Source organism: Azovibrio restrictus DSM 23866, assembly GCF_000429665.1.
Lineage (GTDB): Bacteria > Pseudomonadota > Gammaproteobacteria > Burkholderiales > Rhodocyclaceae > Azovibrio > Azovibrio restrictus.
Map to the genome: position 1 here is coordinate 192,387 of NZ_AUCH01000004.1, position 22,997 is coordinate 215,383.

Here is a 22,997-nt window from a genome sequence, read left to right on the forward strand (position 1 = left end):
GGCTGATGGCGGCAGAAAACAAGACCGGGGAGGGCCTGCGCGACAGCATGCGCATGCTTCTGGAGCAGGAACTCATGGGCCGGGCGGCCGGGCGCCGTCCTGTCCCGCCCCCGGCTGCCGCCGCCAGCGAGGCTGGCGCGCCGGCTCCCGAGGCCGTTGCCCCTGCCGCCGCTGCCCCCCAGCCCGCCATCCCCGAGGACCGGCGGCTGGAAGAAGACGTGACCCGCCTGGCCATTGCCGCCCTGGGGGTGCCCCGGGAACGCTTCGACCCCCGGGAAAACCTGGCCAGCTACGGGGCCGACTCCATCGCCATCACCGAACTGATGGCCCAGGTGTCCCGCTGCCTGGGTATTTCCATCGCGCCCACCACCTTTTTCGAGGCCCGCCACCTGGAGGAGCTGTGTGCCATCCTGCGGGCCCGCCATGGCCGCGCCATCGAGGCCCATTACGGGCCGCTGCCGACAGCGCCGGTCCCGGCGCCAAGCGGCCCTGCCGCCGCTGCCGGGTTTGTCCCGTCCACCCCGGCGCCTGGCGCCGCTCCGGGTGATGGGGCCGGGCCAGCCATCGATGCCTGGCTTGCCCCCCACGGGCTGCGCCGGGTCAGCCCCGCCGCGGCTGGCGAGGTGAGCGTCGCCGCGCCGTCCAGTGCTGCTTCCCCGACTGCAGCCACCCCGGCCAGACCCGAGCCGGAGCAGGGGGCGGCTCCGGTGGCCATCATCGCCATGTCCGGCCGTTTCCCCGGCAGCCCCGACCTGGAGGCCTTCCGCCAGCACCTGCGCCAGGGGGATGACTGCATCAGCGAGATTCCGCCGGAACGCTGGGACTGGCGCTCGATCTGGGGCGACCCCCGCCAGGGTCCCTGGTGCGACGTGAAGTACGGGGGCTTCCTGGAGGGGCACGACCAGTTCGACGCGGCCTTCTTCAAGCTTTCTCCCCGGGAAGCGGAACTGATGGACCCCCAGCACCGGCTGTTCCTGGAATGCGCCTGGCAGCTGGTGGAGCGGGCCGGCCTGGCGCCGGGCAGCCTGTCCGGGCGCCGGGTGGGCATCTTCCTGGGCATCAACCTGCTCGATTACGTGGACCTGGCCAACCGCCGGGGCATCATGGAAGCCCAGCAGATGACCGGCCTGGGCCATGTGTTCTGTCCCAACCGCCTGTCCTTCCTGTTCGACGTGCACGGCCCCAGCGAGGTGGTGGACACCGCCTGTTCCAGCTCCCTGGTGGCGGTGCATCGGGGCGTCATGGCGATCCGCCACGAGGGCTGCGAAATGGCCATCGCCGGCGGCTCCAACCTGATCCTCACTCCCACCCAGCACATGATGTTCGCCAAGGTGGGCATGTTGAGCCGGGATGGCCGCTGCAAGGCCTTCGGTGCTGCGGCCGACGGCTACGCCCGGGCCGAGGGGGTGGGCGCAGTGCTGCTCAAGCGGCTGGATCTGGCCGAGCGGGACGGGGATTCCATCCTGGCGGTGATCCGGGGTTCGGCGGTGAACCATGGCGGCACCGCCAGCTCTCTCACCGCCCCCAATCCCCGGGCCCAGGCCGCCCTGATCCTGGAAGCCCAGCGCCAGGCGGATGTGGACCCGCGCAGCATCACCCTGGTGGAATGCCACGGCACTGGCACCCGGCTGGGGGACCCCATCGAGGTCCAGGGCCTGAAGGAAGCCTTCGCCCAGCGTCACCAGGACCTGGGGCTGCCGCCCCCGGCCGCGCCCTACTGCGGCCTGGGCTCGGTCAAATCCAACATCGGCCATGCGGAAACCGCCGCCGGGGTGGCGGGCCTGATCAAGCTGGTGCTGGCCCTCCAGGACGGGCGGCGCTACCGCAGCCTGCACTGCGACCAGCCCAATCCCCTGCTGGCGCTGGAAGGCAGCCCCTTCATGCTGCTGGAGCGAGAGCAGCCCTGGCCCCGGCCCCGCATCGATGGCCGGGAACTGCCCCGGCGGGCGGCCCTGAGCTCCTTCGGGGCCGGGGGCGCCAACGCCCACCTGGTGCTGGAGGAATACCTGCCTGCCCCGGAACCGGAGCCCCGGCTGGCCGCCGGGCAGACCCCGGTGATCCCCCTCTCGGCCCGCAGCCGTGCCGCCCTGGAAGACGGGGCCCGGGCCCTGCAGGCCTGGCTGGAGGCGCGCCGGCCCCTGGCGCCGGAGACCTTCGCCCGCCTGGCCTGGACCCTGCAGACCGGGCGTGACGCCATGGCCTGGCGCCTGGCCTGTCCTGCCGCCGACGGAGGCCAGCTGGCCCGGGCCCTGGCCGCCTTCCTGGCGGGCCAGGACGAAGGCAGCCTGTACCACTGGGGCCAGGCCGCCCGGGAACGGAGCGGCGCCGCGCCCCTGGACCCCGCAGCCCAGCCGGCTGCTGAACTGGCCAGGCGCTGGGTGGAGGGCGCTGCCGTGGACTGGGCCCGGGCCTGGTCCGCCGGCCGGCCCCGGCGCCTGGAACTGCCGCCCCAGGTCTTTCAGCACCGCCGCTTCTGGCTGCCGGAAGGGACGGCCCCGGCCGCGCCGGCTCCCGCTCCCGGGCTGGAACTGGCGCAGGAGGGCAACACTTTCCGCCTGCGCCTGACGGGTAGCGAAGCTTTCCTGGACCATCACCGGGTCCGGGGCGTGCCGGTCCTGCCCGGGGTGATGTACCTGGAGCTGGGGCGCCGGGTGGCCCAGGCCCGGGGCCTGGAAGATTTCGCCCTGCGCCAGGTGATCTGGCAGCAGCCCCTGGAAGTGCGGGCCCCCCTGGTGCTGGAAATCAGCGTCCTGGAGGACCCGGGGGGCTGGCCGCGCCTGGAATTCGCCAGCCGCGACCCGGAAGGCCAGCGGCGGGTGCACGCCCAGGCTCGCCTGGGCGCCGCCGGGACGCCGCCGGAGCAGGAAGAGGGCAGGGCAGCGCTGCTCGCCCGCCTGCAGGCCGGTCATCCCCGGCGTCTGGAAGCGGCGGAAATCTACGCCCGCTTCTCCGCCATCGGCATCGATTACGGCCCGGCTCACCGGGCCCTGGTGAGCCTGGCCCTGAGCCCGGCGGGGGAAGCCCCGGGGGTGCTCGGGGAACTGCAGCTGCCGGCCCCGCCCCTGCCCGGGCTGGAGGCCTTCGGCCTGCATCCCTCACTGCTGGACGGCGCCTTCCAGGCCACCCTGGGCATGGCCCTGGCGGCCGGCGAGGCCCCGGGCACGGCGCTGCCTTTCGCCCTGGATCGGGTGGAGATGTATGGCCCGTGCACGGCCCGGATGTGGGTGCGGGTGCGCCCCAGCCCGCTGCAGGCTGACCGGCCTGCCGCCAGCGGCATCCGCTCCCTGGAACTGGAGCTCCTGGACGAGCAGGGGGGCCTGCGCCTGCGTCTGGGGGGCTTCACCACCCGTCCCCTGGCCACCGCTTTGAATGCGGCCGCTCCGGCCGCCCAGGTGCGCGGCTATCTGGGGGACTGGACTCCGGTGACGGAAGTCCCGGCCCCGGCGCCCGTGTTTGCCCGGCATCTGCTGCTCGCCGCCGGGGCCGGGCCGGAGCGGCTCGCCGAGCTGGCCGCCGCCCTGCCCGGGGTGGAAGTCGAAGCCCTGGCCGCAACGCCAGCCACGGCCCTGACGACGGCGGCCGCCGCCCTGCTGGCCCGGCTCCAGGCCTTGGCGGCGGCGCCCCGGCCCGAGGGAAGCCTGCTGCTGCAGCTCGTGCTGGAAGGGGAGGCCGAGGCCCTGGCCGGCCTAGGGGGCATGTTGCGGACCGCCCAGCTCGAATATCCCTGGCTGCGTCCCCAGTTGCTGCGCAGTCCCGACCCCCTGGGGGCGGCAGCCCTGGGCCAGGCCAAGGCGCTGGCCCATCTGGGAGAACTGCGCCATCAGGCCGGCAGCTGGCTGCAGCCTTTTTGGCAGCCCCTCTGGCAGGCCTGCCCGGCCGGGGAGGGAACCGACCTGTGGCGGGCGGACGGGGTGTATCTGCTCACCGGCGGGGCCGGGGGCCTGGGCCGGCTGCTGGTGGAAGACCTGCAGGCCCGGCTGCCGGGGATCACCCTGGTGCTGGCCGGCCGTTCGCCCCTGAGCGGGGAGCGGGCCGCCTGGCTGGCCGGGCTTCAGGCCCGGGGCGCCCGGCTGTCCTACCGGCAGGTGGATCTGGGGGACGCCGCAGCGGTGGCCGGGCTGGTGGCAGGGCTGCGGCAACAGCATGGGCGGCTGGACGGGGTCTGCCATGGGGCCGGGGTGCTCCAGGACCAGCGTCTGGCGGACAAGGATGCCGCCACCCTGGCCCGGGTGCTGGCCCCCAAGGTGCTCGGGGCCCAGGCCCTGGATCAGGCCCTGGGGCAGGCGCCCCTGGATTTCTTCCTGCTCTTCAGTTCCGTGGCCGGGGTATTCGGCAACCCGGGCCAGGCCGATTACGCCACCGCCAACGCTGCCCTGGATGCCTTTGCCGAGGCCCGGGAGGAACGCCGCCGCCAGGGGCGCTGCCAGGGACGCACCCTGTCCATCGCCTGGCCCCTGTGGCGGGAGGGGGGCATGGGCATGGACCCGGCCGCCCTGGAACTGATGCAGCGCAGCACCGGCCTGGGTCTGCTGGAGACCCGGGCGGGGCTGGACATCCTGGCCCGGCCCCCGGCCCAGGGGAGCCGCCTGTTGGTCCTGGCCGGCGACGGGGAACGTCTGGAGCGCCGGGTGGCCGCCCTGAACCAGCCCCAGGTACTGGCCCTGGCTCAGCCCCGGGCCCCGGCCCCGGATGGGGCCATTTCCCCGGTCCTGCTGCGGCGCCTGGAAGAAGAGCTGGCCGATACGGTCAGCCAGCTCCTGAAGGTGGACCGGGCCGATCTGGAAATGGAGGTGGAGCTGAGCGAATACGGCTTCGACTCCATCGGCTTCACCCAGCTGGCCAATGCCGTCAATGACCGTTTCGGCCTGGAGATCACGCCCACCCTGTTCTTCGACTGCCCGACCCTGGCGGCCCTGGCCCGGGGCCTGGCCGAGCGCCACGGGGAGTCCATCGCCGCCCGCCTGGGGCTGGAGCTCAGCCCGCCCGCGCCGTTGTCCGCGCCCGTCCCACCGGCGCCCGTGGCGGCCCTCGAGACTGCGCCCCCCGCCGCGCCGGCCGTGCTGCGCCGGCCCCTGCCGCCGCCCCCCGCTGCGGGCCCGGCCGGGCGGGAGCCGGTGGCCATCATCGGCCTTACCGGCGTCTTTCCCCAGGCCCGGGACCCGGAGGCCTTCTGGGAAAACCTGGCCGCCGGGCGCGACTGCATCAGCGAGATTCCTCCGGAGCGCTGGGACTGGCGCGCCTGGTGGGGGGACCCGGCCGAGGGGGCGCTGCGCACCCGGATCAAGTGGGGCGGCTTCATCGACGGCCTGGGGGAATTCGACCCGGCCTTCTTCGGCCTTTCCGGCCCCGAGGCCCGGGCCATGGACCCCCAGCAGCGGCTCCTGCTGACCCAGAGCTGGCGCCTGCTGGAGCGGGCCGGCTACGGGCCGCGCAGCCTCTCAGGCTCCCGCACCGGGGTGTTCATCGGCACTGCCGACACCGGCTACGGCCGCCTGAGCGCCGCCGCCGGCCAGGGGGTGGAAGGCTATTCCATGGCCGCCCTGGCCCCTTCCCTGGGGCCCAACCGGATCAGCTATTTCTACAATTTCCACGGTCCCAGCATGGCCGTGGAAACCGCCTGCTCCAGCGCCCTGGTGGCCATCCACCGGGCCGTCCAGTCCCTGCATGCCGGGGATTGCGACGCGGCCATCGCCGGGGGCATCAACACCCTGCTGCTGCCCGAAGCCTTCGTGGGCTTCGAGAAGGCCGGCATGCTGGCCCCGGACGGGCGCTGCAAGCCTTTTTCCGCTGCCGCCAACGGCTATGCCCGGGGCGAAGGGGTGGGACTGGTGCTGCTCAAGCCCCTGGGGGCGGCGGAGCGGGACGGGGACCACATCCTCGGGGTGATCCTGGGCAGCGCCGAGAACCACGGGGGGCATGCCAGCTCCCTGACCGCGCCAAACCCCCGGGCCCAGGCGGAGCTGATCCGCCAGGCCTGGCGCCAGGCCGGGGTGGACCCGCGCACGGCGGGCTACCTGGAAGCCCACGGCACCGGCACTCCCCTGGGGGACCCCATCGAGGTGGAAGCCCTGGTAAGCGCCTTTGCCGACCTGGAGCGGGAGGCCGAAAGCCGCTGGGGCCCCCTGCCGCTCCAGCCCTGCGGCCTGGGCTCGGTGAAATCCAACATCGGCCACCTGGAGCTGGCGGCGGGCGCCGCCGGCCTGGCCAAGGTGCTGCTGCAGATGGCCCATGGCCGGCTTGCCGCCACCCTCCACTGCGACACCCTGAACCCCTACCTGAAACTGGACGGCAGCCGCTTCCAGGTGGTGCAGCAGGCCCGGGACTGGCCTCGCCCCCGGGACGCCCAGGGCCAGGAACTGCCGCGCCGGGCCGGGGTGAGCAGCTTCGGTTTCGGCGGCAGCAATGCCCATCTGGTGCTGCAGGAATACCTGCCCGCCGGGGCCCGGCCGCCGCTGCCGGCCCAGGCGGGGCCGGCCCTGATCCTGCTCTCGGCCAAAGGCCAGGAGCAGCTGCGCCTGGCCGCCCGGGAGCTGGCCGCCGCCGTGGCGGACGAGATGCCCCTGGAGGCCGTGGCCTGGACCCTGCAGGTGGGCCGGGATGCCCTGGAGCATCGCCTGGCCTTCACCGCCCGGGACCACGGGGAACTGCGCCAACGCCTGCTGGCCTTTGCCGACGGGCAGGCCGGGGAGGGCCTGCACCAGGGCCAGGTGAAGCCCCACCGGGACACCCTGGCCCTGCTCGAAGGGGACGAGGAAATGCGCCGGGCGGTGGCCAGCCTGCCGGCCCGGGGCAAGCACGACAGCCTGCTCCAGCTCTGGGTCCGGGGTCTGGCCGTGGACTGGCGCCAGCTCTACCCGGAACGGGCCGGCCTGGCCCGTCTCTGTCTGCCCGGTCACCCCTTTGCCCGCAAGACCTGGTGGGTGGAAACCCGGCCCCTGCCGCCGGACAGCCCCCAGGTGCCGGCCGCGCCCGCGGTCCAGGCGCCGCAAGCCCCGGATGCGGCTCAGCCCGCCCTTGCCCCGGCCCCGGCGCAAACCGGGCCGGTTCCGGCCGTTGCAGTCTCCCCGCTTGCCTCGGCCGCCGGGGAACCCCCCGAGGCCAGGGCCCTGGCTGCCCTGACCGCCATCGCCGCCCGGGTGCTGGAAGTGGAGCCCCAGGTCCTGGAGCCCGACACGGAGCTGGGGGAATACGGCTTCGACTCCATCACCATGACCGGCTTTGCCAGCCGCACCAACGAGGCCCTGGGCCTCTCCCTGACCCCGGCGGATTTCTTTGAATTCGCCACCCTGGGCCGTCTGGCCCGGCATGTGGCCGGCCTGCCGGCCTTCGCCGCTGGGACCGCTGGGGCTGTTGAGGCCACTGAGGCTGCCGTTCCGTTTGCAGCCGCCGCCCCGGTTGCGGCCCCGGAAGCCTGGCCCGCGCCGCCGCCCCGGCCGGCCGCTGCGGCCGCCCGGCCCGCCGAGCAGCGCCGGGAAATCTGGCGCGGCGCGCCGGAGCAGGGGCGGGAGCAGGACCCGATCGCCATCGTCGGGGTGAGCTGCAGTTTCCCCATGGCCCCCGATCTGGAGCACTTCTGGAACAACCTGGAAGCAGGGCGCGACTGCATCAGCGAGATTCCCCCGGACCGCTGGGACTGGCGCCAGGTGTACGGGGACCCGAAGCGGGAGCCCAACAAGACCAACATCCGCTGGGCCGGCTTCATGGACGGGGTGTTCGAGTTCGATCCCCTGTTCTTCGGCATTTCCCCCCGGGAAGCCAAGCTCATGGACCCCCAGCAGCGGCTGGTGATCGAGCATGTGTGGAAGGCCCTGGAGGATGCGGGCCACGCCCCTCGTTCCTTCGCCGGCCAGGCTGTGGGCCTGTTCGTGGCCACCTCCTCGAGCGGCTATCGGGAGATGATAGGTGAGGACACCGGCGGTGAAGGCTACGTGGCCACCGGCGCCGTGCCCTCGGTGGGCCCCAACCGGGTCAGCTACCTGCTCGACTGGCATGGTCCCAGCGAGCCGGTGGAAACCGCCTGCTCCAGTTCCCTGGTGGCCCTGCACCGGGCACTCCAGGCCCTGGAGAACGGCGACTGCAGCATGGCCGTGGTGGGGGGCGTCAATACCATCGTCACCCCCGAGGCCCACATCAACTTCGCCAAGGCCGGCATGCTCTCCCCGGACGGCCGCTGCCACACCTTCTCGGCCCGGGCCAACGGCTACGCCCGGGGCGAGGGGGTGGGCATGATCGTGCTGCGCCGCCTTTCCGACGCCCAGCGGGACGGGGATTCCATCTACGCCCTGGTGCGCGGTACGGCGGTCAATCATGGCGGCCGGGCCAACTCCCTCACGGCGCCCAACACGGCGGCCCAGGCCCAGGTGATCCAGGCCGCCTGGACCCGGGCCGGGGTGGACCCGGCCAGCGCCGGCTACCTAGAGGCCCATGGCACCGGCACCCCCCTGGGGGACCCGGTGGAAATCAACGCCCTCAAGTCCGCCTTCCGGGAGCTGGGGGCGCCGGCCCGGGGCCAGTGCGGCATCGGCGCCGTGAAGACCAATATCGGCCACCTGGAGCTGGCCGCCGGCATGGCCGGCATCATCAAGGTGCTGCTGCAGATGCGCGCCGGGCGCCTGGTGCCCAGCCTGCACTGCCAGGAAATCAATCCCTACATCGACCTGGACGCCAGTCCCTTCTTCATCGTCCGGGAAGGCCGCCCCTGGCCGGCGCCCGTGGACGAGGACGGTCGGCCCCAGCCGCGCCGGGCCGGGGTGAGCAGCTTCGGTTTCGGCGGGGTCAATGCCCACGTGGTGCTGGAAGCCTGGGAGGCGCCGCCGGCTGCGGAACTGGCCGCTACCGTTCCCGTCCTGGTGCCCCTTTCGGCCCGGGACGAGGCCCGGTTGCGGGACCAGGCCCGGCAACTGGCGCAGGCCCTGGGTGCGGGCCGTTACGGGGCGGGGGAACTGGCCGACCTGGCCTGGACCCTGCAGGTGGGCCGGGAGCCCATGAAGCAGCGCCTGGCCCTGGTGGTCTCCAGCCTGGAGGAACTACAGGCCGGGCTGGAGGACTGGCTGGCCGGCCGTCCCGGCATCGCCCTGGCCGGCAAGGCCGGGAACGCCCAGGAGGAGGGAGACGCAGCCGACTCCAGCCTCGCCGGGCTGGCGGCCCGCTGGGTGCGGGGCGCCCCCGTGACCTGGCCGGAGCGTCCCGACGGCCGCCGGCTGCATCTGCCCGGCTACCCCTTTGCCCGGGAGGAATACCGCATCGTGCCCCCCGGCAGCCTGCCTCCGGGCCGCACGGGAACGGCAGGGCAGTCCGGCAGCACCCCGGTGCAAGCGGCAGCTGAGCCTGCCCTGGTGGCGACAGCAGACGGCGCTGCTCTATGGCCCCTGGACCCCGGGCATTTCTACCTGCGCGACCACCGGGTCGGGGGTGAGCCCCTGCTGCCCGGGGCCATGGCCGTGGAGCTGGCCCGCCAGGCCTGGGAGCTGCTGGACCCCGGGCCCCAGGCCCCCCGGCCCGTGAGCCTGGGGCAGGTGGTCTGGCTGCAGCCGGTGCGGGGCAGCCGGCTGCCCGACGCCCTGCGCCTGGAGCTGGACCCGGCCGGTCAGGAGGAGGGCCGGGGTTTCCGGCTCCTGGGCGGTAGCGGCGCCGGGGCGCCCCTCTGCGTCCAGGGCCGGGTCGGCGCCCGGGTGCCCCAGCAGGCAGTGCCCGCCCTGGACCTGGAGGCCCTGGCCCGGCGCTGCCCCGGGGCCCTGGAACCGGAGCAGCTCTATGCCCGTTACCAGGCCCTGGGTCTGGATTACGGCCCGGCCTTCCGGGTGGTGGCGGATCTGGCCCTGGGGCAGGGGGAATTCCTGGCCCGGCTGCAGCTGCCTGAAGTGGCAGGGGTGGCCGGCGGCGGCTTCGCCCTGCATCCGGTGCTGCTGGACGGGGCCTTCCAGGCTTGCATGGGACTGTTCCTGGAGGGGGCGGAGGAAGGCCAGGCGGCCTTGCCCTTCGTCCTGGAAACCCTGAATTTCCTGCACCCGACCCCGGCCCGGCTGTGGGTTCATGGCCGGCTGGCGGCCGGGGAGGGCGCGGTGCGCCGCATCGACCTGGACCTGGCCGATGCTTCGGGCCGGGTCTGCGTCCAGGTACGCGGCTTCTCGGTGCGCCTGCAGCGCAGTGGCGCCGAGCGGGGGGGCAAAGCCCCCGCCGGTAGCCGGGAAACTGCGCCGTCCGCCCGGGATGCGGGCGCCCTGCAGGCCGGGGCAGAGCAGTTCCTGGCGGCCCTGGTGGCCGAGGAGGCGGGCCTGGCCCCGACCGCCATCGACCCGGAGGCGGCCCTCGAGGCCTACGGCATAGACTCCATCATGATCAACCGGCTGACGGACCGGCTGGAGCAGGATTTCGGCCCCCTGCCGCGCACCCTGTTCTTCGATCATCAGACCCTGGCCGCCCTGGCCGGGCATTTCGTCAGCGCCCACGGGGAGCGGCTGGCCGCCCTGGTCACGCCCGGGAGCGGGGCGGCGCCCGGGGCCTCGGCCAGCGTCCCGGCTGCTGCGCTGTCGATGGCCGCCCCCGCTCCGGCGGCCGGGGCGGAGGGCATCGCCATCATCGGCCTGGCCGGGCGCTACCCGGGGGCCGACGATCTGGAGGCTTTCTGGGCCAACCTGGCCGCCGGGCGCGACTGCATCACCGAGGTGCCCGCCTGCCGCTGGGACCACAGCCGCTACTACGATCCGGTGCGAGGCACTCCGGGGCGGACCAACAGCAAATGGGGCGGCTTCATCGACGGCTGCGACGGTTTCGATCCCCTGTTCTTCAACATGGCGCCCCGGGAGGCCGGCTACCTCGACCCCCAGGAGCGCCTGTTCCTCCAGTGCGCCTGGGCCACCCTGGAGGATGCGGGCTACACCCGGGCCAGCCTGGCCCGGGCCGAACCGCCCCTGGCCGGGGCCAGCGTCGGCGTGTTCGTCGGGGTGATGTACGAGGAGTACCAGCTCTACGGCGCCGAGCGCAGCCTCCAGGGGGAACCCCTGGCCCTGTCCGGCAGCGCCGCTTCCATCGCCAACCGGGTTTCCTATTTCTGCAACCTGCACGGTCCCAGCCTGGCCGTGGACAGCATGTGCTCCTCCTCCCTCACGGCCATCCACCTGGCCTGCGAGAGCCTGCGGGCCGGCAGTTGCGAGCTGGCCCTGGCCGGCGGGGTGAACCTGACCCTGCATCCCAACAAGTACCTGGCCCTGGCCCAGGGGCGCTTCACCTCCAGCACCGGCCGGTGCGAGAGTTTCGGCCAGGGGGGGGACGGCTACGTGCCCGGGGAAGGGGTGGGGGCGGTGCTGCTGAAGCCCCTGGCTGCCGCCGAGCGGGACGGGGACCGCATCCTCGGGGTGATCCGCAGTTCGGCCCTGAACCACGGGGGCAAGACCAATGGCTATGCGGTGCCCAATCCCCAGGCCCAGGAAGCGGTGATCCGCCGGGCCCTGGCCCGGGCCGGGGTGGCGCCGGCCCAGATCGGCTACGTGGAAGCCCATGGCACCGGCACCAGCCTCGGGGACCCCATCGAAATCGCCGCCCTGAGCCGGGCTTACGGGGACCTGGAGCCGGGGCGCTGTCCCATCGGCTCGGTGAAATCCAACATCGGCCACGGGGAAAGCGCCGCCGGCATCGCCGGGCTCACCAAGGTGCTGCTGCAGCTGCGCCACGGGCAGCTGGTGCCTTCCCTGCACAGCGCCCGGCTCAATCCCCACATCGATTTTGCCGCCACCCCCTTCGTGGTTCAGCAGCAGCTGCAGCCCTGGCCCCCGGGGCCCGGCGGCGCGCCCCGGCTGGCGGCCCTGTCCTCCTTCGGGGCCGGGGGCGCCAACGCCCATCTGCTGATCGAGGAATACCGTCCGGCACATCCGAGCGCCGGGGCCTATCCTGGTACCTACCCCGGGGTCTATCCGTTCTCGGCCCGGGACCCGGAGCGCCTGGGTGAGCTGCTGCGGCGCATGTTGCCCGCCCTGGAGCGCCTGGAGGAGGGGGAGCTGGCCGCCGCGGCCCGCACCCTGCAGCTGGGCCGGGAAGCCTTCGAGGCTCGAGCAGTGGTGCTGGCCGCCAACAGGGAGGAACTGCTGGCCGGCCTGGCGGCCCTGCTGGCGGCGCCTTCCGCCGCCGGCCAACTGCAAGGCCAGCTACCGGGGCCGGCCGGGGAGCTGGCCCGCCGCTGGCTGACCGGGGCCGCCGTGGACTGGCGCGCCCTCTGGGGGGGAACCCTGCCGCCGCCCCTGGGCCTGCCCAGCTATCCCTTTGCCCGGGAGCCCTACTGGGTGCCCGGCCTGACCCCGCCCGGGGTCCGGGAGGCGGAGGAGCGCGGCCTGCTGCTCTGTCGGCCGGAGTGGCAGGCCGGGGTCCCGAACCAGGTTCCGGTGCCCGAATGCCGCCGGGTGCTGCTGCTGGAGCCCGGTCCCTGGGCCGCCGAAGCTGCGGCCCGGCTGGCCCCGGCCCAGTGCCGGGTGCTGGACCTGGCCCATGAAACCCCGCCCCGGCGCTACCTGGCCTATGCCCAGACCCTGCTGGAACTGCTCCAGGAAGTCCTGGCCGGGCACCCGGCCAGCGCCCTGGTCCAGGTGGTGCTGCCCCTGGCCGGGGACAGCGCCCTGGCAGAAGGGCTGGCCGGCCTGCTGCGCACCGCCGTGCTGGAACATCCCCGCCTGCGCTGCCAGCTCCTGGCCCTGGAACCGGGCAGCCCCGATCCCCTGGCGCTGATCCTGGCCGAACAGGCCGCCGCCGATCTCCAGGTGCGCTACCAGGGGGGACGCCGCCTGGTGCGCGGCTGGCAGCCCCTGGCGGCGGCCCCGGAGGCCGGGCCGGGCCCCTGGCGGGACCAGGGGGTGTATCTGATCAGCGGCGGAGCCGGGGGCATAGGCTTGCAGCTGGCCGAACACATCTGCGCCCGGGTGCGTCAGCCCCGGCTCTGGCTGGTGGGCCGTTCCGCCCCGACCCCGGCGCTGCAGACCCGGCTGGCGGCCCTGCCGGGCCAGGTCGGCTACCTCCAGGCGGACATCACCGATGCCCGGGCCTGCCGCCGGCTGGTGCAGGAGATCGAGGCCAGGTCCGGGGCGCTGCACGGCATCGTGCACGCTGCCGGCATCACCCGGGACAAGCTCCTGCTCCGCAAGGACGGGGCGGAACTGGCGGCGGTCCTGGCACCCAAGGTGGACGGCCTGTGGCAGCTGGATCAGGCCAGCGCCGCCTGCCCCCTGGAGTGCTTCCTGCTCTTCGCCTCCGCCTCGGGGGCCCTGGGTAACCCGGGCCAGGCCGACTACGCCTGCGCCAATGCCTGGCTCGATGCCTTTGCCGGCTGGCGTAACCGGGAGGTGGCCGCAGGCCGGCGCCAGGGCGCCACCCTGGCCCTGGACTGGCCCTACTGGGAAGCCGGCGGCATGCGCCTGGAGGCCCGGCAGATCCAGGCCATGACGGCGGCCAGCGGGGCCGAACCCATCCGCAGCGCCGCCGCCTTCCGGGCCCTGGACCTGGCCTGGGCTGCCCGGGCGCAGGGGGAGCAGGTGCTGATCCTGGCCGGCCAGACCGGGCGTCTGGCCGCTCTGCTGGGGCTGGCCGCCCCGGCCGGGGCGGCGCCAGCGCCGGCTTCGGAGCCTGTCCCTGCGGCGGTGACGGCGCGCAATTCCGCCGACCTGCCCGACAGCGCCCCGGGCCAGCCGCCTGAGCCTGGCGCCGAGGGGCTGGCAGCCCGGGTGCTGGCCTGGCTCACCGGGCACCTGGCCCAGGTCCTGGGCATGGCTCCTGAGGCCCTGGCCCCGGAGCAGGCCCTGGAACGTTACGGGGTGGATTCGGTGCTGGCCATGCAGCTCACCGAGCGCCTGGAGCAGGACCTGGGCAGCCTGCCCCGCACCCTGCTCTTCGAACATCCCTCCCTGGCCCTGCTGACCCGGGCCTTGCTGGCTTCCCACGCGGCGGCCCTGGCAGCGCTGCTGCCGCCGCAACCGCCCCCGGGGCCGGCGGGCGGCGAGGCAATGCCGGAGACCGGGGCAAGGGTAGAGGCAGGGCCGGCGCCCCGGATCGGGCCCGGGGATTTTCCCCTCTCCCAGGGGCAGCAGGGGCTCTGGCGCTGGCAGCAGCTCTATCCGGATTCCCCCGTCTACAACCTGCCCATGGCCTTCGAGCTTGAGGACGTCCGGCTGCCGGCCCTGGAACAGGCCTGTCAGGCCCTGCTGGCGGCCTGGCCCCTGCTGGCCTGCCGCATCGTTGAATCCGGGGACGAATCCGGGGGGGCCGTCTGGCAGCACCAGGTCCCGGCCGGGCCCCTGCTGCAGCGGCTCTCCCCGGCGCCCGGAGAAAGCCTGGAGCAGGCCCTGGCCCGGCGCGCCCGCCAGCCCCTGGACCTGGAGGCCGGGCCGCCCCTGCGCTTCGAGCTGATCCAGGGGGAGGCGGCCCAGGTGCTGCTGATCCTGGTGCACCACATCGTCCTCGACGGGCTGGCGGCGGGGCTGCTGAGCCGGCATTTCTGGGCCTGCTACGGGGCACTGGCCGCCGGCCGGCCCCTGCCGCCCGCCCCGGCCGGGGCGGATTTTTCCGAGTTCGTGGCCTGGGAGCGGGCTTACCTGGAGAGTCCTGCCGGAGCGGCGGACCGGGACTACTGGCAGGCCCGGCTGGCCGGGGAGCTGCCGGTGCTGGACCTGCCCGGTGAGCTGCATCCCCCGGCCGGGCAGCCGCCCCAGGGGGCGAGCCTGGCGCGGCCTCTGCCCGGAGCGCTGCTGGAGCAGGCCCGGGATCAGGCCGAGGCTTTGGGCATCCACCTGTCCGCCTTCTTCCTGGGGGTGCTGCAGTGCCTCCTGTACCGGCTCACCGGGGCGCCGGAGCTGCTCCTGGGCATGCCCGTCCTGGGCCGTCCGGAGCGGCGTTTCGAACAGTCCCTGGGCTACTTCGCCAACCTGCTGCTGCTGCGCGGCCGGGTGCGGGGGGAGGAAAGCGCGGCGGCGGTGCTGACCCGGGTCCATGGGGAAATGGGCGAGGCCCTGGGGCACGGGGCCTGGCCCTTTGCCAGGCTGGCGCCGGCCCTGGCCCAGGGGGGCGGACGGCCGCCGTTCCAAGTGCTGTATTCCTGGCAGAACTTTTTGCCTGGGGACGACCTGGGCGCCCTGGCCGGCACCCCGGTCCGGTACCTGGCCTGGCTGCGCCAGGAAGGGGATGTGCCCCTGGCCCTGGAGTTCTACGGCGAGGGGGCGGGCCTGCGCCTGGTGGCGGTGTTCGACCGCAGCCATTTCGCGGCGGAGCGGGTCGAGGCCCTGATCGACCATTACCTGGCCCTGGTGGCTACCGTCTGCGACCGGCCCCAGGCCCCGGTGGCGGAGCTGGAGCTGCTGGACCAGGCCGCCTCCGCCCGGCTGCTGCAGGACTGGAGCGGCCGCCTGGCGCCCCGGCCCGATCCCGGCCCCGGGCTGCTGGAAGCGATCCTGGCCCGGGGGCGGCAGGACCCGGATGCCCCGGCCCTGGTGCTGGAGCAGGACGGAGAGCAGGAGGTCGTGCAGCTTTCCTACCGGGAGCTGCTGCAGCGGACCGATGCCCTGGCCGCCACCCTGCTGGCCTGGGGTGTGGCCCCGGGGCAGCCGGTGGCGGTGCTGTTGGGGCGCGGCCCCGAGAGCCTCGTCACCCTGCTGGCCTGCCTGCGCATGGGGGCCATCTGGGCCCCCCTGGATGCCGACTATCCGGAGCAGCGTCTGGCCCTGATCCTGGCCCAGCTGGCCCCGGCCCTGGTGGTGAGCGTGGCCGCCCACCTGGGCCGGCTGCCGGTGGATGAGCTGCCGGTGCTGCTGCTGGATCGGCCCGGCAGCCTGGAGCCGGCTCCCGCCGGGAGGGAATGGCCCGGGCTGGCGCCGGAGGCGCCTGCCTACCTGATCCACACCTCGGGCTCCACGGGCCTGCCCAAGGGGGTGCTCGTGTCCCGTGCCGCCCTGGCCAGCCACTCGGCCGCGGTGATCGGCCATTACGGCCTGGAGCCGGCGGACCGGGTGCTGCAGTTCGCCGCCCATCACGTGGATGCGGCCCTGGAGCAGATTCTGCCCACCCTGGCGGCCGGGGCCTGCCTGGTGCTGCGCGGCGACGCCATCTGGTCGCCCCGGGAGCTGGCCCGGGTGCTGTCCCGGCAGCAGGTCAGCGTTGCCGACCTGCCGCCCGCCTACCTGCGCGACGTGCTCCAGGCCTGGCAGGCGGAGCCGGTGGCGCTGCCTTGCCCGCGCCTCCTCATCGTCGGGGGTGAGGCCCTGACCCGGGAGCTGCTGCAGCTCTGGCAGAGCGGGCCCCTGGCCGGAGCCCGCTTCCTGAATGCCTACGGTCCCACCGAGACCACGATCACCGCCACCGTCCATGAAGTGCAGGCCGGGGCGGGGGAAACGGCCCTGTCCATAGGCCGGCCCCTGCCCGGGGGCTGGGTCTACATCCTGGACCGGGACGGCCGGCCCGTGCCCGAAGGGGTCCGGGGCGAGCTGTACATTGGCGGTCCCCGGGTGGCCCTGGGCTACCGGGGCCAGCCGGAGCTGGAGGCGGAACGCTTCCTTCCCGATCCCTGGGAGCCCGGGGGCCGGGTCTACCGGAGCGGCGACCTGGCCAGCTTCATTCCCGGCAGCGGGGGGCTGATCGCCTTCCACGGCCGGGGCGACCACCAGGTGAAGATCCGCGGCTTCCGCATCGAACTGGGGGAAATCGAGGCGGTGCTGGGTCAGGCCGGGGTCGGCGAGGTGGCGGTCCTGGCCCTGCCCGGGGCGGACGGAGATGCCCGCCTGGTGGCTTACGTGGCCGGCAGTCCCCTGGATGAGGCCGGGCTGCGCCGCTGGGTGGCGGAACGCCTGCCCCTGGCCATGGCCCCCGCCGACTACCTGTTTCTGGAGCGCCTGCCTCTGACCTCCGGGGGCAAGCTGGACCGGCAGGCCCTGCCGCCCCCGGGGGCCGGGAGCGCGCCGGCCCTGGTTCATGATGACCCCATCGAAGCCCGGCTGGCGGAAATCTGGGGCCGGCTCCTGGGCCGGGCGCAGGTGGCGGCGACGGACGATTTCTTCCTCTGCGGCGGCCACTCCCTGCTGGTGCTGCGCCTGATGGGCGAGGTGCGCCGGGAATTCGGCCGGGAGCTGAGCATGGGCGCCCTGCTGGCGGCACCCTCCCTGGGGCAGCAGGCGGCCCTGCTGCGGGCCCCGGCGCCCGGGGGGCCGGTGTCGCCCCTGCTGCGGCTCAAGGAAGGGGGACAGCGGCCGCCCCTGTTCTGCATCCATCCCCTGGGCGGCGGCGTCGGCTGCTACCGGGCCCTGGCCGGCCTCCTGAACGGCAAGCGGCCCGTGTATGGGCTGCAGTCCCCGGCCCTGGGCGGGGCCCAGCCGGCCCGGACCATGGCCGCCCTGGCGGCGCCGCTGCTGGAGGCCTTGCGCCAGGTCCAGCCCCGGGGGCCTTACCACCTGGCCGGTTGGTCCATGGGCGGGGTGCTCGCCTTCGAGATGGCCGCCCAGTTGCGGGCGGCCGGGGAAGAGGTGGCGGCCCTGGTCCTGATCGACAGTTATCCGCCGGCCCTGCTGGCCCGCCTGGGTCTGCTGCCGGAACTGGATGAGGCGGGGTTGAGGCAGGAGCTGGCCCAGGAGTTGGACTTGAAGCCGGACTTGAAACCGGGCCAGGACGGGGGAGGGCAGTCCAGCGCCCCCGTGGCCCTGGACCCGGCCGAACTGGCCCTGCTGCTGGACGTCTTCCGGGCCCACCGGGAGGCCCTGGCCGGCTACCGGCCCGCCCCCTGTCCGGGTCCCGTCACCCTGCTGGCCTGCGCCGGCGCCAGCCCCGAAGACGCCCGGCGCGGCTGGGGCCCGCTGGTCCAGGGCGCCCTGACGGTGCGGGAGCTGCCCGGGGACCACTACGGCCTGCTGCAGCCGCCCCAGGTGGCCCGGCTGGCGGAACTGCTGTCCACCTGCCTGGGGGACGGGAGCCTGTTCGCCAAATGAAGCCCTGTTCTGCCTACTTGAACCACGTCTGCCGGGCGCCGCGCCCGGCCGGTATTTTCCTCATCGCCCATCCGGATCTTTTCCCATGAACCTGCAACTGACCCGCCTCCCCGACGGCCGCGAAATCCACTGCGTCAATCCCTACGAGGTGGATTTCTCGGTCCATGAAATCTTCAACGACGACCTGGGGGCCCACGGCATCGAGCTGCCCGCCGACGGGGTGTTCCTGGACGTGGGGGCCAACATCGGCCTGTTTTCCCTGCATCTCCTGGACCTCTGCCCCGCCGCCCGGGTGTTTGCCTACGAGCCCATGCCCGAGGCTCACGGGGCCCTGGCGCGCAACCTGGAAGGGCGGGCCGTGGCCCTGGCCCTGGGCCTGGGGGCGGCGCCGGGGACGGCCAGCTTTTCCTACTTTCCCGGGATCACAGCCCTTTCTTCCTGCCACGGGGCGGTGAGCGAGGAGATGGCCCGGGGCCTGCGCCGCCTGCTGGCCGCTGCTCCGGCGGACCAGGAGGTGGCCGATATCCTGGACCGCACCGGGGCCAGCGCCCGGGCGGGGGAGTCGGAATTCATCGAACAGCTGTTCACCAGCCGCCAGGTGGAGGCCCCCATAGACACCCTGTCGAACCAGATCCGGACCCTGGGCCTGAGCCGCATCGACCTGCTCAAGATCGATACCGAAGGGGCGGAGAAGGAGGTGCTGGCGGGTCTGGCGGAAGAAGACTGGCCCCTGATCCGGCAGCTGGTGGTGGAGGTGCACCTGGGCGAGGCGGAGACCGACATCATGGAGCAGCAGCTCCAGGCCCGGGGCTACCGCACTTCCCGGGGCCGGCACCCCCTGGCCAACGGCGGGGCAGCGGTTTTTCACATTTATGCGCGACGCGCCATCTGAAGGGAGAGACTCATGAGCACAGACATTGGGCAGGAAAGCTGGTGGAGCACGATCAAGGACGAGGCTTTCATCCGGGAGCCTTATGGGCAGCTGCGGGCCTGGCTGGACCAGGGGCCGGTCCATTACGACGCCCCTTCGGACATGTATTTCGTGCTGGGCAACAGGGAGTTCGCCAAGCTGGCCCGCTCCCCCAAGATGGGCCGGGATACCCGGCTGTGGCGCAACGGCTGGGCTTCCCCCGAGGCCCGGGAGCAGAATCCCCTGGCCTACCAGCTGTTTTCCGAGATCCAGCCCCAGATGATCAACGTGAACGGGGCCGACCACCAGCGCATGCGGGGAGTGTTCGAGGAGGCTTTCCGGCCCGCTGCCATCGCGGCCATGGCGCCCATGATAGAAGCCGAGGCCAGCCAGCTCCTGGACGCCATGGGCGAGGGGGGCGAGCTGGACTTCATCCGGGAATATGCGGCGCCCCTGCCTCTGCGGGTGGTGTGCAAGCTGTTCGACATCCCCAGCGACATGGATGAGCCCATCCGCCGCTGGAGCGCCGCCATGATCCGGGTGCTGGACGTGATCACCACCCAGGAGCAGCGCCTGGAAGCCATGGCCGCCCTGCAGGAATTCAAGGCCTACGTGCGCAGCCTGATCGCCGAACGCCGGGCCCGGCCGGGCAACACCATGCTCGACATCCTGGTGGCCGCCAACGACCAGGGCACCCTGAGCGACGACGAGGCGGTGATGAATCTGGTGTCCATGTTGATTGCCGGCCACGAGACCACGGTGAGCCTGATCGGCAACGGCCTGTTGTCCCTGCTCCGTTACCCGGAGCAGCTGCAGCGGCTGCGCGCCAACCGGGAGCTGGTGCCCGGGGCCGTGGAGGAAAGCATGCGCTTCGAGCCCGGGGGCAACATGATCCTGCGGGTGGCCATCGAGGACTTCCCGGTGGCGGACACGGTGATTCCCGCCGGCGCCCTGGTGCTGGGCCTGATCGGCGCGGTGAACCGGGACCCGGCGGTGTTCGAGGACCCGGACCGCTTTGACGTGGGGCGCAGCAGCAACCCCCATTTCACCTTCGGCGCCGGCGCCTATACCTGCCTGGGAGCGGCCCTGGCCCGTCTGGAGGGCAAGATCGCCTTCAACGCCCTGCTGGACCGCTTTGACCATATCGAACTGGCCGGCGAGGCCTTGTGGCGCCTGGACCGGGTCAATGCCCGCAGCCTCCAGTGCCTGCCCGTGCGCCTGGGGAGGTCGGCGTGATCGCTGCCGGCATCGAAGCCCTCAACGTCTATGGCGGCTGCGCCTACGTGGATGTGCGCGAGCTGTGCACCTACCGGGGCCTGGACATGCCCCGCTTCGAAAAGCTGCTGATGCGCGAGAAGACCGTGGCCCTGCCTTACGAGGACCCGGTCAGCTTCGCCGTCAATGCGGCCCGGCCCCTGGTACAGGCCCTGGAGGAGGCGGAGCGGGAGCGGATCGAGATGGTCATCACCTGCACCGAGTCGGGCATAGATTTCGGCAAGTCCCTGAGCACCTATGTGCACAAGCTCCTGGGCCTGAAGCCCAACTGCCGCCTGTTCGAGATCAAGCAGGCCTGCTACTCGGGCAGCGCCGGCCTGCAGATGGCCATCAACTTCATCCTCTCCGGCACCTCCCCGGGGGCCAAGGCCCTGGTGATCGCCACCGACATCTCCCGGTTCGCCCTGGCCGATGCCGAGGCAGTGCGGGAGTGGGCCTACTCGGAACCCAGTTCCGGCGCCGGGGCCGTGGCCGTCCTGGTGAGCGACCGGCCGCGCCTGTGGCGGGTGGACCCGGGGGCCTACGGCAACCACGCCTTCGAGGTGATGGACACCTGCCGCCCCGGGCCGGACAACGAGGCCGGCGACGCCGACCTGTCCCTGATGGCCTACCTGGACTGCTGCGAGCAGGCCTACCGGGACTACGCCCGGCGGGTGGAAGGGGCGGACCTGCGCCACAGCTTCGACTACCTGTGCTTCCACACCCCCTTCGGCGGCATGGTCAAGGGGGCCCACCGCCAGTTGTTGCGCAAGGTGTGCAAGGCCAGCTCCCAGGAGATCGACGCGGATTTCGAGCGCCGCCTGGTGCCCAGCCTGCTGTTCGGCCAGCGCCTGGGCAACACTGCCGGGGCTTCGGTGTTGCTGGCCCTGGCCGGCACCCTGGAGGCCGGGGACTTCAGCGCCCCCCGGCGCCTGGGCCTGTTTTCCTACGGCTCCGGCTGCTGTTCGGAATTCTTCAGCGGCGTGGCCGACGCGGGGGGACAGCAGCTGCTGCGCCGCCAGGGCATTCCCGCCGCCCTGGACCGGCGCCAGCGCCTGAGCATGGAAGAATATGAGACCCTGCTCAAGGGCGGCGAGGTGATCCGCTTCGGCACCCGGGACGCCCGCCTCAACCATCAACTGATCCCCAGTGTCTGGCCCGCCTTTGAAGCCGGCCGCCACCTGGTCCTGGACCGGGTCGAAGCCTACCACCGGGAATACCGCTGGGCCGGAGAGCCGGGCTGAACCCGCAAATTTTGACGAGGAGAACGATTTGGAACGCGACGCCGTACTGGCCATCATCCTGCAACAAATCCGCACCGTGGTGCCCGAGCTGGAAAACCAGCCCATGGGCCCCGGCGACTCCATGGCCGACCTGGGGGTGGATTCCGTCTCCCGCCAGGAGGTGCTGATCCTGTCCATGGAAGCCCTGAACCTGGACCTGCCCATGGTGCAGCTCTTCGGCCCCCGCAACATCGGCGAACTGGCCGAGCTGCTGCATGGCAAGCTCCCGGCCTGATCCCGCCCCGCCCCGGGTGGCGGGCATAGGCGTAGCCACCGGCTTGGGTTACGGCCAGGCAGCCCTGCTCGACGGCATGTGGAACCCCCGGCCCCTGGGCGGCGTGCTGCAACGCCCGGGCCGCCAGCTCGAAGGCCGGGCCACGCCCTTCCTGGGGGTGGAACTGGCCGAACCTCCGGCCCTGCTGCCGCCCCGGGTGGCCCGCATCACCAGCCTGGGCGGCCGGGTGGCCGTGGCCGTGCTGGACGAAGCCTGGCGCGACGCGGGCCTGGACGCCCTGGCCCCGGAACGGATCGGCCTCGTGGTGGGCGGCAGCAACCTCAACCCCCGCGAGCAAGGGCTGGCCCGGGAGGCCTACGCCGGGCGCATGGCCTACCTGCTGCCCAGCCACGGCTACACGGCCTTCGACACCGACCTGTGCGGCCTGTGCACCTCCACCTTCCCCATCCGGGGCATGAGCTGCACTCTGGGCGGCGCCTCCGCCAGCGGCCTGCTGGCCGTGCTCCAGGCCGCCGACGCCGTGCGCAGCGGCCGGGTGGATGCCTGCATCGCCCTGGGCGCCCTGCAGGACCTCTCCAGCTTCGAACTCCAGGCCCTGGCCAACCTGGGCGCCTTGAGCCCCTCCAGCCGCTGCCGTCCCTTCGATCAGGCCCACGACGGCTTCCTGTTCGCCGAAGCCTGCGCCGCCCTGGTGATCTGCCGCGCCGACCTGGGCCTCAAACACTACGGCCACATCCTCGGCAGCGCCTGGCACAGCAACGGCCAGCGGGGCCCCGACCCCTCCCCTGAAGGCGAACTGCGGCTGATCCGCAGCGCCCTGGCCTCCGCCGGCCTGGACCCGGCCCAGATCGACTACGTGAACACCCACGGCACCGGCACCCCCAAGGGAGACGACACCGAAGCCGCCGCCCTGGCCCAGGCCGGCCTCGGCCAGGCCCCCATCAACGCCGGCAAGTCCCTGATCGGCCACGGCCTGAGCGCTGCCGGCACCGTGGAAACCGCCATGACCCTGCTGCAGATGCAGGCCGGCCGGCTGCACCCCTGCCAGCACCTGGAAAACCCGGTGCAGCCCGACCTGCACTGGGTCCGGGGCGCCCCCCTGAACCACCAACCGACCCACGCCCTGAAACTCTCCTTCGGCTTCGGCGGCATGGAAGGCGCGCTAGTGCTGGGACGGTGAGGGGAGGGGGCTTGTCGCTATGACAAAAGGGAATGCGGCTGGCACAATCTCCACTTTATTAATCCAGCGCCACCCAGACCGCCACCTATTTCCAGAGATGTTTTGAAGCACCTGCTGAACGCCAGGATTGTTCTGGTTTGCAGGGGGATGTTTTGTCTGGGGGGGGAGAGGGGCGAGGTTGTGTGGCGGCCGT

The 22,997-nt window shown here is 73.0% G+C and carries 6 protein-coding genes; all 6 read left to right on the forward strand.

Features of this window, described 5'->3' with window-relative positions; genetic code table 11:
* Positions 1–5 precede the first annotated feature (5 nt).
* Complete coding sequence (locus G474_RS23215) at positions 6–17,942, forward strand: non-ribosomal peptide synthetase (RefSeq protein WP_026686154.1); 17,937 nt, start codon at positions 6–8, stop codon at positions 17,940–17,942.
* A gap of 85 nt (positions 17,943–18,027) precedes the next feature.
* Positions 18,028–18,834: an FkbM family methyltransferase gene (locus G474_RS0105825; RefSeq protein ID WP_026686155.1), complete on the forward strand. Its 807-nt coding sequence runs from the start codon at positions 18,028–18,030 to the stop codon at positions 18,832–18,834.
* 12 nt (positions 18,835–18,846) lie between these two features.
* Complete coding sequence (locus G474_RS19740) at positions 18,847–20,088, forward strand: cytochrome P450 (protein WP_051281940.1); 1,242 nt, start codon at positions 18,847–18,849, stop codon at positions 20,086–20,088.
* Positions 20,085–21,350, forward strand: a complete 1,266-nt coding sequence (locus tag G474_RS0105835; RefSeq protein ID WP_026686156.1) for a hydroxymethylglutaryl-CoA synthase family protein — start codon at positions 20,085–20,087, stop codon at positions 21,348–21,350. The genes G474_RS19740 and G474_RS0105835 overlap by 4 nt, the downstream gene beginning before the upstream one ends.
* Positions 21,351–21,378: 28 nt before the next feature.
* Complete coding sequence (locus G474_RS0105840) at positions 21,379–21,624, forward strand: acyl carrier protein (RefSeq protein ID WP_026686157.1); 246 nt, start codon at positions 21,379–21,381, stop codon at positions 21,622–21,624.
* On the forward strand, positions 21,605–22,804 hold the full coding sequence (locus G474_RS0105845; RefSeq protein ID WP_051281942.1) for a beta-ketoacyl synthase N-terminal-like domain-containing protein: 1,200 nt from the start codon (positions 21,605–21,607) through the stop codon (positions 22,802–22,804). The genes G474_RS0105840 and G474_RS0105845 overlap by 20 nt, the downstream gene beginning before the upstream one ends.
* The last annotated feature ends 193 nt before the right edge of the window (positions 22,805–22,997 follow it).

Coding starts and splice junctions, on each gene's coding strand:
- G474_RS19740 (WP_051281940.1), top strand. CDS start 18,847: ATGAGCACAGACATTGGGCAGGAAAGCTGGTGGAGCACGATCAAGGAC.
- G474_RS23215 (WP_026686154.1), top strand. CDS start 6: ATGGCGGCAGAAAACAAGACCGGGGAGGGCCTGCGCGACAGCATGCGC.
- G474_RS0105825 (WP_026686155.1), top strand. CDS start 18,028: ATGAACCTGCAACTGACCCGCCTCCCCGACGGCCGCGAAATCCACTGC.
- G474_RS0105845 (WP_051281942.1), top strand. CDS start 21,605: ATGGCAAGCTCCCGGCCTGATCCCGCCCCGCCCCGGGTGGCGGGCATA.